General features: G+C 71.5%; 9 protein-coding genes. 5 read left to right on the forward strand and 4 right to left on the reverse strand.

Annotated elements, in window-relative coordinates; translation table 11 throughout:
* Nucleotides 1-8: 8 nt before the first annotated feature.
* Nucleotides 9-3,377: a S8 family serine peptidase gene (locus ABGB21_RS15840; protein WP_347678332.1), complete on the reverse strand. Its 3,369-nt coding sequence runs from the start codon at nucleotides 3,375-3,377 to the stop codon at nucleotides 9-11.
* Nucleotides 3,378-3,549: 172 nt separating this feature from the next.
* Here ABGB21_RS15840 and thyX point away from each other — a divergent pair, with 172 nt between their 5' ends.
* The 3 genes from thyX (at nucleotide 3,550) to ABGB21_RS15855 (ending at nucleotide 7,096) form a co-directional block, all read left to right on the forward strand.
* On the forward strand, nucleotides 3,550-4,293 hold the full coding sequence (gene thyX, locus ABGB21_RS15845; protein WP_347652247.1) for an FAD-dependent thymidylate synthase: 744 nt from the start codon (nucleotides 3,550-3,552) through the stop codon (nucleotides 4,291-4,293).
* A 46-nt stretch (nucleotides 4,294-4,339) separates the two neighbouring features.
* On the forward strand, nucleotides 4,340-5,266 hold the full coding sequence (gene dapA / locus ABGB21_RS15850; protein WP_347652154.1) for a 4-hydroxy-tetrahydrodipicolinate synthase: 927 nt from the start codon (nucleotides 4,340-4,342) through the stop codon (nucleotides 5,264-5,266).
* Between the two features lie 141 nt (nucleotides 5,267-5,407).
* Nucleotides 5,408-7,096: a ribonuclease J gene (locus tag ABGB21_RS15855; protein ID WP_347652153.1), complete on the forward strand. Its 1,689-nt coding sequence runs from the start codon at nucleotides 5,408-5,410 to the stop codon at nucleotides 7,094-7,096.
* A gap of 144 nt (nucleotides 7,097-7,240) precedes the next feature.
* Here the strand turns inward: ABGB21_RS15855 and ABGB21_RS15860 are convergent, their stop codons facing one another.
* From ABGB21_RS15860 to ABGB21_RS15870, 3 genes are all read right to left on the reverse strand, one after another.
* Nucleotides 7,241-8,290 carry an alpha/beta hydrolase gene (locus ABGB21_RS15860; RefSeq protein WP_347678334.1) on the reverse strand — a complete coding sequence of 350 codons (1,050 nt, stop codon included), beginning with the start codon at nucleotides 8,288-8,290 and terminating at the stop codon, nucleotides 7,241-7,243.
* Between the two features lie 66 nt (nucleotides 8,291-8,356).
* Complete coding sequence (locus ABGB21_RS15865) at nucleotides 8,357-10,582, reverse strand: MMPL family transporter (RefSeq protein ID WP_347652151.1); 2,226 nt, start codon at nucleotides 10,580-10,582, stop codon at nucleotides 8,357-8,359.
* Nucleotides 10,570-10,884 (reverse strand): hypothetical protein, encoded by a 315-nt coding sequence (locus ABGB21_RS15870; RefSeq protein ID WP_347678336.1) that lies wholly within the window; start codon nucleotides 10,882-10,884, stop codon nucleotides 10,570-10,572. The genes ABGB21_RS15865 and ABGB21_RS15870 overlap by 13 nt, the downstream gene beginning before the upstream one ends.
* A gap of 221 nt (nucleotides 10,885-11,105) precedes the next feature.
* Between ABGB21_RS15870 and ABGB21_RS15875 the strand changes: the two genes are divergently transcribed.
* Nucleotides 11,106-12,242, forward strand: a complete 1,137-nt coding sequence (locus ABGB21_RS15875; protein WP_347678338.1) for a sensor histidine kinase — start codon at nucleotides 11,106-11,108, stop codon at nucleotides 12,240-12,242.
* Nucleotides 12,239-12,910, forward strand: coding sequence for a response regulator transcription factor (locus ABGB21_RS15880; RefSeq protein WP_347652148.1), 672 nt, complete (start codon nucleotides 12,239-12,241; stop codon nucleotides 12,908-12,910). The genes ABGB21_RS15875 and ABGB21_RS15880 overlap by 4 nt, the downstream gene beginning before the upstream one ends.
* The last annotated feature ends 120 nt before the right edge of the window (nucleotides 12,911-13,030 follow it).

Genomic DNA, 13,030 nt, shown 5'->3' on the forward strand with positions numbered 1-13,030 from the left:
CGGGCCGTCTAGCCGATCCGGTACGCCCGGATCACCGTCTGACTGACCGTGTTGCCGGCGGTGTCGGTGGCGTTCGCCCGCAACGACACGTAGCCGGCGTCCTCCGGGTGCCGCAGGACCACCTGACCGGCGGTGACCTCCACCGGCGCCCAGGTCTTCCCGTCGTCGTACGACACCTCGACGGTCAGGCTCTGGTTGGCCCCGGCCGGCGAGTCCGGCTGGGCGGTGACGGTGACCGGCACGGTCCCGGTCTGCCCGGCCGGCGCGGTGTTGTCGTTGTCGACCCGGGGCGCGAACCGCACCGTGGAGACCGGCAGCCGGACCGGGCTCTCCCCGGGCACGTGGCCGGACCGGAACGTCCAGGTCACCTCGACCCGGGTGGAGAGCGTCGCCGGGCCGCCGCGCTCCGCGGTCATGGTCAGCCGGTAGTCCGCCTCCTCCGGCGGTACCTCGACGGTGCCGTTCAGCCCGTCGAGTTCGGCCAGCGGGCGGCCCCCGGACTCCAGGGTTATCCGGCCGGTGGCGATCGACGAGAAGCCGGCCCGGCCGAAGCCGTCGCCGTAGAGCGGGGTCTGGATCTGCAGGGTGTCGCCGCCCCGGGTCACCCACTGGTGCTCGTACGGCGGCGCGGCCACCGTCGGCCCGAAGACGCCCCGACTCCACTGTTCCTGGTACGACTCCCCGGCCCGGTACGCCAGCGGCGGCGCCACCAGGCTGGTCAGGTACGCCTGCTGGTCACCGGTCCCGGTCATCTCGTCGACCGACCGGAACCACTGGCCACGTCCTCCGGTGGTGTAGTACTCGATCCGGGTGGACGGCAGCGGGAAGGTCATCGCGTGCGCGAAGCCGCCCATCGTCGACTCCGGCAGCACTGCCCAGGCGAGCTTCCGTCCGGTGCTGCCGGACGACTCGTGCCCGTGGTCGGCCCGGACGGTGGCCAGGTCGGTCTCGGTCACCTGCCGGGTGAACCCGGTCGGCATCCGTTGCTCGGTGAGCCAGCAGAGCTGGTACGCGTACGAGGTGTCGGCCGGGTCGGCGGGACCGAGGGTGGCGGTGATCCGGGAGACGAAGCCGTCGACCGCGACGTCGGGTCCGATCCGGCCGACCCGCATCCGGTCGAAGGTGCCGCCGAGGGTGCCGACCTCGACGGTGCGTCCGGCGGCCAGCACCGAGGCGGCGAGTTCGGCGAAGACCTGTTTCGCGTCGTCGCGGGGGACCGTGACGGACAGCGGCGCGCCGAGCCGGGCGTCGAGGGTGACCGTCCGGTCGGCGGCGACGTCCAGTTCGGGCTGGGCCACCATGCTGGTCAGGTAGGTTCCGTCGACCGGGCTGGTGATCGCGCCGAATACCGCGTACCGGCCCTTCGGCACCCGCAGGGTGGTGCTGCCGGTCGCGGCGCCGGGCACGCTGACGGCGTGTGTGCCGTCCAGGCCGGCGAGCATGCTCAGGTATCCGTCGGTCGGTGCGCCGTCCTGGCCGAGGTGCGACACCGTCACGTCGTAGCTCTCCACCTCCCGTTCCACCGCGACCGGGGTCAGCACGATGCTGCCGTTGTCCTCGTCGGTGTCCGGGGCGGCGACGAGCTGGCCGGTGAGCCGGCCGAGCGGCCCGCCGGTGCCGGCCGTGTCGGCGGTGACCGTCGCCTCGGCGGTGCCGCCCGCCGGCACGGTGACGCTGGTCGGCCGGACCTGGAACATCCCGGCCGGCACCGGGGTGCCGGCCGGGTCGGTGGCGTCGACCGCGAGCCGCAGGGTGACCGGGGTGTCGCCGAGGTTGTGGTAACTGACGGTACGGCTGACCGGGGTGTTGTCGTCGTGCGGCCACACCTGCCGGCCGAACCCGAGACTCGGCGGGTCGGCGGTGATCCGCTGGCCGATGGCCCGGGCCACGTCGAGCCGGCCGGCGCCCTGGGCGAAGACGTCGAGGTCGGTGGCGGGCCGGGCGGCGGCCATCAGCGTGGCCTTCAGCTGGGCCGCCGGCAGGTCCGGCCGGCGCTGGGCGAGGATCGCGGCGGCGCCGGCGACGTGCGGGGCCGCCATCGAGGTGCCGGACATGCTGATCCCGGTGCCGTCCGGCACGTCCGGTCCGGAGTCGGCGCTGCGGGCGGCGACGATGTCCAGACCGGGCGCGGTCAGGTCGGGTTTGATGGCGTTGTCGCCGATCCGGGGGCCCTGGCTGGAGAAGCCGGCCAGCCGGTCGGACTTGGAGACGGCGCCGACCGCGAGTGCGGCGTCGGCGGTGGCGGGGGAGCCGACCGTGCCCGCGCCGGGGGTGTTGCCGGCGGCGACCACGAAAAGGGTGTCGTGTTCGTCGGTGAGCCGTCGGACGGCCTGCTCGACCGGGTCCTCGCCCACGCTGTCCGGCCCGCTGAGACTCATGTTCACCACCTGGGCGTCCTGCTCGGCGGCCCACTGCATGCCGGCGATGATCCAGGACTCGGGGCAGCCACCACCGGCGCAGACCTTGCCGTCGAGCAGCCGCGCGCCGGGGGCGACCCCGGTGAACCGGGCGGCGCCGGTCCCGGCGACGGTGGAGGCGACGTGGGTGCCGTGTCCGACCAGGTCCCGGTCGTCCTCGGTCCCCTCGGTGAGGTTCCGCTGCCCGGCGACCCGTCCGACCAGGTCGGGATGGGTCTCGTCGATGCCGGTGTCGAGTACCGCGACGGTGACCCCGGTGCCGTCGTAGCCGGCGGCCCAGGCGGTCGGCGCGCCGATCTGCGGGACGCTCTCCGCGAGCGCCGGTCGGCGCAGCCCGTCGAGCCAGACGGTCCGGACCTCGGCGGCCAGCGCGGGGCGGGTCGGTTGCCCGCCGGCCAGGCCGGTCCAGAAGCCGGCGAGTCCGGTCCGGTCGACCGTGATCGCGAGGCCGTCCACCGGCGGGAGGTCGCGGACCACCCGGGCGCCGGCCGCCGTCACCTGGCGCTGCCCGGCACTGCGGGCGTCGGCTCCGGCGTACGTGACCAGCAGCGGCAGGTCGGTGCGTCGGTCGTAGCCGAACTCGAGCAGGGTGGTGACGTCGAAGAGCCGTTCGTCGAGTTGTCCGCCGCGCAGCAGGGACAGGGCGTCGACCGGGATCACGTACCGCCGTTCGGCGACCCGGCGGGTCAGGAACTGGATCTCCGCCCGTCCGGGGCCGGGTTCGACGCTGGCCTTGTCGCCGGCGACGACGGTCACCCGGTCGCCGGTGATCAGGGTGACGGTCCGGGGTCCGGTGCCGGCGGTCGGACCGTCCCCGGTCAGACCCGCCCGGGTCGTCGGGCCGGTCGAGCCCGGGCCGGCCGGGGCGGCGGACGCGGTCCCGGCCGGGCCCGGTACGCCGATCGCGAGCAGCAGGACGACGCCGGGTAGCCCGTGCCGAAGCCTCCTATATGGACTCATGGTGTACCTCCCCTGGATCCGGTCAAACCGGTACCTCTGGTATGACCGAAACACAAAGTCCACGGGTCGGCAACATAGACGCTCATAGATTGAGACGTCGACCGGGCGCGCCGAGGGGGGAGGGTGTCCCGGCCGCCCGGGCCGGCCTACTACAGTCGCAGGAATGCCGGAGATGGTGGGGCCGCAGGTCAAGGTCATTGCGTGGACGCACTTCGAGGCGCCGGAGGACGTACCCTGGTCGACCGACGCCGAGGGGGGCCAGGCGCTCGCCGAGTTCGCCGGCCGGGCCTGCTACCAGTCCTGGCGCAAGCCCAACCCGGCCACCGCGACCAACGCGGGTTATCTGACCCACATCCTGGAGAGCGGGCACCTGTCGGTGCTCGAGCACGGCACCGTCACGGTCTACTTCACCGGGGTGTCCCGCTCGTTCACCCACGAACTGGTCCGGCACCGGCACTTCTCGTACTCACAGCTCTCCCAGCGGTACGTCCCGGAGCGGGAGGCCGCGATGGTCGAGCCGTCGGTGATCGCCGACGACCCCGAACTGCACAAGCGGTTCGTCGAGGCGACCGAGGCGAGCCTGCGGGCGTACAACGAGTTGCTGGAGGGGCTGGAGCGACGGTTCGCGGACGTCGAGAACCCGACGTTGCGGCGCAAGCAGGCCCGGCAGGCCGCCCGCGCGGTGCTGCCGAACGCGACCGAGACCCGGATCGTGGTGACCGGCAACTACCGGGCCTGGCGGCACTTCGTGGCGATGCGGGCCACCGAGGGTGCCGACGTGGAGATCCGCGAACTCGCCGTGGAGTGCCTGCGCCAGCTGCAGCGGGTCGCCCCGAACGTCTTCGCAGACTTCACCATCAGCACCCTGCTGGACGGCACCGAGATCGCCGACAGCCCGTACGCCCAGCTGTCCTGACCTCTTCCCTGCTGGCCCGGCGGCGCGATTCCGATAGGTTGTTCGCATGACCCACCACCACCCTGCCGCCGGTGACGGGGCGGCACCCCGTCCGTTCGGGCGGCTGCTGACCGCCATGGTGAGCCCGTTCACCCCGGACGGCTCGCTCGACCTCGACGGAGCGGCCGCACTCGCCGCCCACCTCGTCGACGAGCAGGGCAACGACGCGCTCGTGGTGAACGGCACCACCGGCGAATCGCCCACCACGACCGACGCGGAGAAGGAACGGCTGATCCGGACCGTGGTCGAGGCGGTCGGTGACCGGGCGCGGGTGGTCGCCGGTGTCGGCACCAACGACACCCGGCACACCATCGAGCTTGCCGGGGCCGCCGAGAAGGCCGGCGCGCACGGGCTGCTGGTGGTCACCCCGTACTACAACAAGCCGCCGCAGGCCGGGCTGGTCCGGCACTTCACCGCGGTCGCCGACGCCACCGGGCTGCCGGTGATGCTCTACGACATCCCGCACCGCTCCGGAGTGGCGATCGCCACCGAGACGCTGGTCCGGCTCGCCGAGCACGAGCGGATCGTGGCGGTCAAGGACGCCAAGGGCGACCTGGTCGCCACCTCGTGGGTGACCAGCCGGACCGACCTGGCCGTCTACTCCGGCGAGGACGCGCTGACCCTGGCCGCGCTCGGCATCGGCGGGGTGGGGCTGGTCGGCACCTCCACCCACCTGACCGGCGCGCTCACCAAGCGGATGATCGAGGCGTACGACCGGGGCGAGACCGCCGAGGCGCTGGCCCTGCACCGCCGGCTGCTGCCGCTGTTCACCGGCATCTTCCGTACCCAGGGCACCATCCTGGTCAAGGCGGCGCTCACCGCGCAGGGTCTGCCGGCCGGGCCGGTACGGCCGCCGCTGGTGGACGCCACCGAGGCCGAGATCGCCCAGCTCCGCGAGGACTGCGCCGCCGCCGGCCTGGAGCTGCCGGCATGAGCGAGCGGAGCGAGCGAATCGGTTGGCTCAGGTTGACGGCTCATGCCGGTGCCGAGCGCAGCGAGGTGGCGGCATGAGTGAGCGAATCGGAATCGGGTGGCAGGCGAGCATGGACGGGGACAACTGGGTGGGAGTGAGGGCATGAGCCAGCCGGGTGTCGAGCTGGAGCCGCCGGGCGACCTGCCCGAGGGCGGCCTGCGGATCATCCCGCTGGGCGGGTTGGGCGCCATCGGGCGCAACATGACGGTTTTCGAGTACGGCGGCAAGCTGCTGGTCGTCGACTGCGGGGTGCTCTTCCCCGACGTCGAGCAACCCGGCGTCGACCTGATCCTGCCGGACTTCGCGCCGATCCTCGACCGGCTCGCCGACGTCCAGGCGATCGTGCTCACCCACGGGCACGAGGACCACATCGGCGCGGTGCCGTACCTGCTCGCCCACAAGCCGGACATTCCGCTCGTCGGGTCGCAGTTCACCCTGGCGCTGGTCGAGGCGAAGCTCGCCGAACGGCGGATCGAGCCGTACACGCTGACCGTCCGGGAGGGCGGTCGGGAGCGGCTGGGGCCCTTCGAGTGTGAGTTCTTCGCGGTCAACCACTCGATCCCGGACGCGCTGGCGGTGGCGATCCGTACCCCGGCCGGCCTGATCCTGCACACCGGCGACTTCAAGATGGACCAGCTGCCGCTGGACGGCCGGATCACCGACCTGGCCGGCTTCGCCCGGCTCGGCGCCGAGGGTGTCGACCTGCTGCTCTCCGACTCGACCAACGCGGAGATCCCCGGTTTTGTCACCCCGGAACGCGAGATCGGGCCGGTCCTCGACTCGATCTTCGCCAAGGCGCGCGGCCGGATCATCGTCGCCTCGTTCGCCTCACACGTGCACCGGGTGCAGCAGGTCCTCGACTCGGCGGCCGAGCACGGCCGGAAGGTGACCTTCATCGGCCGGTCGATGGTCCGCAACATGGGCATCGCCCGTGATCTCGGCCTGCTCCGGATCCAGCCCGGCCTGGTGGTCGGGCTCGACGAGGCGACCGCGTTGCCGCCGGACCAGATCGTGCTGATGTCCACCGGCTCGCAGGGCGAGCCGATGAGCGCACTGGGCCGGATGGCGACCGGTGACCACCGGCACATCACGATCGCCCCGGGCGACACCGTGGTGCTGGCCAGCTCACTCGTCCCCGGCAACGAGACCTCGGTCTACCGGGTGATCAACCAGCTCTCCCGGGCCGGCGCGACCGTGATCCACAAGGACGTCGCCAAGGTGCACGTCTCCGGGCACGCCCCGGCCGGCGAACTGCTCTACCTGCTCAACGTCACCCGGCCGAGCAATCTGATGCCGGTGCACGGCGAGTGGCGCCACCTGCGGGCGCACGCCCGACTCGGCATCGAGTCCGGGGTGGCGCCCGACCGGGTGGTGCTCTGTGAGGACGGCGATGTCGTCGACCTGGTCGAGGGGCACGCCCGGGTGGTCGGACACGTCAAGAGCCGGTACGTCTACGTCGACGGCCTGGCCGTCGGCGACGTCGGCGAGTCGCTACTCACCGAGCGCCGGATCCTCGGCGACGGCGGGTTCATCTCGGCGACCGTGGTGGTCGACTCGGTGACCGGCAAGGTCGTCGGCGGTCCCACCGTCTCCGCCAAGGGCTTCTCTGACGACCCGGACGCGTTCAACCCGGTGATCCCGCTGATCACCGAGGCGCTCAGCCGGGCCGCCACCGACGGCATCACCGACCCGCACCAGTTGCAGCAGATCGTCCGCCGCACGGTCGGGCGCTGGGTCAACGACGCGTACCGGCGGCGGCCGATGATCGTACCGACGGTGGTGGAGGTCTAACCAACGCCGTTCAGCTAGGGCGAGGGCTGGGTGGTCAAGGGTCGTGGGAGCCGCCTTGTGCACGTGTGGCCACACGCCGTCGACATCTTGACGTAGACCTCGTAGACGCGGCCGGGAAGGCCCTCGCTGCGGCAGAGAAAGCCGCTATCTCCGCGGGGCGTGCTCGTGGAGGAACGCCCTCGCGGCGCGCTGGGCGTCCTCGGCCCGGGGGCTTAGCCAGAACCCGAGATGCTCTTCGTCCGGCATCCAGTGGTGCCGAGCGCCGGGGATCCGCGCGGCGGCGTTCTCGCCGTGCTCGAACGGCACGTCGCCGTCCTGTGTGCCGTGGAGGATAAGCGTCGGCGCGGTGATGCGGTCGAACGCGATGCCCATCTCTCGCGTCTGCAGCGAGTCGTTGGCGGTGCCCGGCATTCTCTTCTCGTACGGGAAGGTCGTTTCGAACATCGCCTCGAAGAAGAGCCGGACATCCTTCGTGTCCATGATGTAGCGAGCGCGTTCCGCCTTCTGTTCATCCGTGAACGTGCTGGTCTCGTTCAGGGTGCTGGACACGATCGACTCAAGCGAGACCGATGCGGTCAGCTTGGCGAGCTTCTGGACGATCGCGTTCACGAAGGCGGCCCGCAGCGGCGAGGTGGCCGAGGCATCAGGGTTGGGCAGGCTCACGCCGCCGATCGAGACCAGTCCCCACACCCGCTCCGGATGGCGCGCGGCGAAGGTGTACGCGACCGGGCTGCCTGCCGAGACGGCGAGGACGCCGACCCGGTCGATGTGAAGCTCGTCAAGCAGGGCTGCCAGCAGATCGGCCTGCTCGTCAAGGGTCCGCCCGCTGCTCAACGGAGTGCCGAGGTACCCGGGACGCGACGGGCTGAGGATCCGATACCCGTCGTCCTGCAGCCAGCTCGCGAACAGTCGGCCCTGATCGGCGCCACCCAACCCGGCATGCACGGACAGCACGACCGGACCGTCGGTGCCGTGCAGGTCGTACTCAATCGGGCCTCGTTCCGTTTCGGCGGTCCGCAGGTTGATCGCGACACCCGGCAGCAGCTCCCGCTGCGGATCGAGGTTGGCTCCGCCGTCCCACACGGTCAAGCCGGTCGCAAGCAGCGCTGGAATACCAATGAGCACGCCCGCCGTGACAAGAATTGCCTTCCGAATGCGGCGCCGCCGTCGCGGCGCCGGTGTCTGTTCTGTCATCTCCACCCCACATTGCTCGATCCGCGTCACAGAGCCGGCTGGACCATCCGAACCTTCAGGCCGTGTTCAGCGGTAGTGATCAGCGCCGGTTACCACAGGCGTGGCGATCGCCTGGTCGGACTTCTGTCCATCGGCCGTCACGGCCGCTGCCCCTACGCCAGGACGGTGCTGGGACACGGCGAGCAGCCGGCTCAACGGGCGGGGGAACCACCAGTTCGAACGGCCGAGGAGCGTGACCAACGCCGGGGTGAGGATGCCGCGGACCAGGGTGGCGTCAATGATGATGCCCGCCGCCAACGCGGTGGCGAACACCTTCACGTCGGTGATCGGAATGCTGGCCAGCGCCGTGAAGGCGAGGAAGAGGATGAGCGCGGCGGAGGTGACGAGCCGTCCGGTTCGGCTGATGCCCGTAACGACGGACGGCACCACGGTGTCCCGTTCACCCTCGGCGGTCAGGTCAAGGTGCGTTTCCCGGATGCGGTGCAGGATGAACACCTCGTAGTCCATGGACAGCCCGAAGAGGAAGGCGAAGACCGCCATCGGGATCCAGATGGTCACCGCCCCGATGGCGGGCGAGTCGAACAGCAACCCGCTGCCGTGGCCCTGCTGCCAGATGAGCACCACGACGCCGTACGCCGCGCACGTGGACAGCGCGTTGAGCGCCAGGGCTTTCAACGGCAGGACGACCGAACGCAGGGTCCGGGCCAGCACGATGAACGTGAGCAGGGCTACGAAGAGCAGGATGAATTCGACCGAGCCGTAGACGGCCTCGATGAAGTCGGCATCGGTTGCCGGACTCCCACCGGCCAGCACACCCGGAGCCTGCCGCGCGGTGTCCAGCACGTCCGAGACCGCAGCCCGGCCGCCACCGCTGGACGGGTCCTCCGTGGTCCACACGTCGATGACCTGGTGACCGTCGCGCGTCCAGCCCGGCGGGGCGAGGCTGCCCGCGACGCCGTCCAGGCGACGGAGCCGGGCCTGCATGGCGTCGGTGGCGTCGGCGGCGACGACGACCTCGACGGGGCGGGCGATGCCTTCGCCGAAGCCCGCGTCGACGAGCCGTTGGAAGGTCTGGGCGGGCTGTCCCCCCTGGGCCAGCGTCGAGGTTGCCGGCTGCCCGAGTTGCAGCGCCAGCACGGGCGCGGCCAGGGCGAGCAGCACCAGTCCGCTGACCAGCGCGCTGAGTGCCGGGCGCCGGGTGGTGACCCGGGCGATCCTGGTCCACATGCGGCTGTCCGAGCGGTGCTGACGACGCGGCCGGTCCAGCTTGTCGCCCCACGAGTAGAGCAGGACGGGCAGGAGGGTGAGGGCGACGGCGACGCTGACCAGCGGGATAAGCAACCCGGCGTAGCCGACGCTGCGCAGGAACGGCACCGGCAGAACGACAAGTGCGGCAAGCGAGATAGCCACCGTGGCGCCGCTGAGCGCGACCGCGCGGCCCGCGCTGGCCAGGGACCTGATGACCGCCTCCCGGCGCGCCTCGGGCTCGGGGCCGTCGGTGCCGGGTTTGGCGCGCTCTTCCCGCCAGCGGGTGACGACGAGCAGTGCATAGTCGATCGCCACGCCGAGGCCGATGAGCGTCACCAGGAACTGCACGATGAACGAGACGTCGGTGAGCTCGGTGACCCCGCGCACCAGCAGGAACGTCGTCGGGATCGCCACCGCGGCCATCAGCACCGGCACGATGGCGAGACCACTGCCGAAGACCAGGATCAGTACGCACAGCGCCCCTACGGCGCCGATGAGCGTCTCGTAGATCGGGCTGCGCTGGGCGCCGCTGTTGCGTCCGGACAGCACCGGCTGACCGGTCAACTCGACCGGGGCGTCCGCGATCCTGGCCTGCGCGACCGCCGTCTCGATGTCAGGCAGCCACCGCTCGTACGGAGCGTTCGAGGGAGTCGCTGGCGGGTAGACCAGCGCCACGGTGGTGCGCCGGTCCGCCGACACCAACGACTCACTGCCGGGGCCGCCGTAGGAGACGCTCCGCCCGCCCGGCGGGGTCACGCTTTCCAGTAGCGCGTCCCACTGCCGGCGTACCTCGGGCCTGTCGACGGTCGTGCCATCGGGCACCGTCACCACGAGTAGCAGTGGGGCGTTACGACCACCGGTGTCGCCGAATCGTTGCGCGATGGCGTCGTTCGCCTGCTGGCCCGGACGGTCCGGTAACCGGGCCTCGTAGCTGAGCCTGTCGATCGTGCTGCCCGACAGCGCCCCTCCCAGCAGCGCGAGCGCCACCCAGACGAGGACCACCGGCAGCCGGTGCGCGAGCATCCAGCGGGTTATCCGCTCCACGGGACAGACCTTTCGTTGAGGGCGGTGCGGGACGCGGCCGCGCCGACGCGGTCGGCGGCGAGCAGGTGGGCGCGCCCGCGGACCAGGACGGCGAAGGCCACCGAACCGACCACCGCGCACGCCGTCACCGTCTGGACGACCGGGCCGTTCATCCGCATCAGCGCGGCGTGGAAGGTCAGGCGGACATCGAGGGGTACGGCGTTGAACGTCACCACGACGTTCACGGCGCCGTGGCCGAGCGCGCCGGCGAGCAGACCGGTCGACAGCAGCGCGAGCGTGCGGACGGTGCGGACCATGGACACGGCATGAGGATGCCGCCCGGCGGTGGTCGCGGTCGTCAGGCCGGGGTTGTCAACTGCCGATACCTCCGACGGTGCAGTCCGGCGTAAGCTACATCCACGGTGGTAGTGGCGGCTCCGCTCGTGGGCTGACGTCCGAGGCGACCGGGTCGCCTATCATTGCGCGCATGGGCGACGACGGCGGGCGGGGCCGTGCGGGGCGTTCCCTGGCTATGGCGTTCGGCTTGACCGTTCTGGTCGTCGCCAGCGCCGTAACCTCGCCGCCCGGGCGCATCCGGCTCGACCTGGTCAGCTCGTTCCTGCTGGTGGTCCCGGCAATGGCGACCGCCGCCCGGCGCCGGCTGCCCCTCGTCGTGCTCTGCCTCGCGACCGTCTGCGTGCTTGTCTACCAGCTGCGCGGCTATCCCGGTGTCGCACCCGCTCTGACCGTCATGGTGGCTCTCTACACCGCCGTGAAGGGTGGGCACCGGTTGCCGGCCGGGTCCGCCGTCGTCGTCATCCTCGTCGGCGGTTCCGCCAACGAACTCGCGAGCGTCGACGCCGGGGGGCTGGCGCCCGACGTCGTCCAGCGCTGGCTGCTACTGATCGGCTGGATGGTCGCCGCCTGTGTCGCAGGCGAGCTGTCCCGCCAGCGCGTCGTCCACCTCACCCACGTCGAGCAGCGTGCGCTCGACGCCGAACGTACGCGCGAGGAGACCGCTCGCCGCCGCGCCACGGAGGAGCGGCTACGGATCGCCCGCGACCTGCACGACTCCCTCACCCACAGTATTTCGCTCATCAACCTGCAGGCGAGCGTCGCCGTCCACCTCGCCCAGAAGCGCGCCGAGCCGGTCCCCGAGGCGCTGGTCACCATCCAGGAGGCCAGCCGCGAGGCGCTGCAGGAGCTCCGCGCGACGCTCAAGGTGATGCGTACCGACGACGCTCCGGCCGGAGGTGGGCTCGACCGCCTCGACCGCCTCGTCGAGGGCGCCCGCAGGGCGGGCATCCCGGTCACGGTGACCGTCACCGGCCGGCTTCGCAGCCTGCCGGCCCCGGTCGACCGCGCCGCGTACCGCATCGTGCAGGAGGCCCTCACCAATGTGACCCGCCACGCAGGCCCGGCAACCGCCTCGGTCCGGCTCCGCTACGGCGACGACGCGTTGGCCGTTCACATCGATGACGACGGGCTTGCCACCGGCCGGGCGGCCGCCATGCCGGGTGCGGGTCTGGTCGGAATGCGGGAGCGGGTCACCGCCCTCGGTGGGTCACTGCACGCCGGCCACCGCGACGGCGGCGGGTTCACCGTCCAGGCGACCCTACCGCTGGAGCGGCCGTCCCCGGCTCTTGACGGGCCGCCATCTCAGCTGGAGAGGTCTTCGTGATCCGCGTACTGCTCGTCGACGACCAGGCCCTGATCCGGGCCGGCTTCCGCGCCCTCATCAACGCCGAAGATGACCTCATGGTGGTCGCGGAGGGCGGCGACGGCACGGAGGCGGTCGCGCTCGCCGCGGAGCACCTGCCCGACGTCGCGCTCATCGACATCCAGATGCCCGTTCTCGACGGCATCCAGGCCACGCGTCGGATCGCCGCCGATCCGGCCCTGGCCGGCGTGCGCGTCGTCATCCTCACCAGCTACGGCCTCGACGAGCACATCTACGCCGCGCTGCGGACCGGCGCCGCCGGCTTCCTCGTCAAGGACACCGAGCCGGCCGATCTGCTGCACGGCATCCGTGTTGCCGCCCGCGGCGACGCCCTGCTGTCGCCGGCCATCACCCGCAAGCTCATCAGCGAGTACGTCTCGCGACCGCCGCACCACAGCCGCGCCACCGTGCTGGAGGTCCTCACCAACCGCGAGCGGGAGGTCGTCGCGCTCGCCGCACGGGGCATGTCCAACGACGAGATCGCCGCCCACATGGTCATCAGTGTCGCCACCGCCAAGACCCACATCAGCCGGGCGATGACCAAGCTCCAGGCCCGCGACCGGGCGCAGCTCGTCGTCCTCGCCTACGAGACCGGCCTCGTCACCCCGGCGGCCACTCTCTCGACCTAGTGTTCTGTCTCGTAAATAGCTAGTCATTGGAGTAGACTCGAGACGTGACACGTGCTGCCGCACCACTGGTGCTCGAACCCGGCCAGCGGGAACTGCTGGAGTCTCTTGCGAAGTCGCGTA

Source organism: Plantactinospora sp. B24E8 (genome assembly GCF_039871735.1).
GTDB lineage: Bacteria > Actinomycetota > Actinomycetes > Mycobacteriales > Micromonosporaceae > Plantactinospora.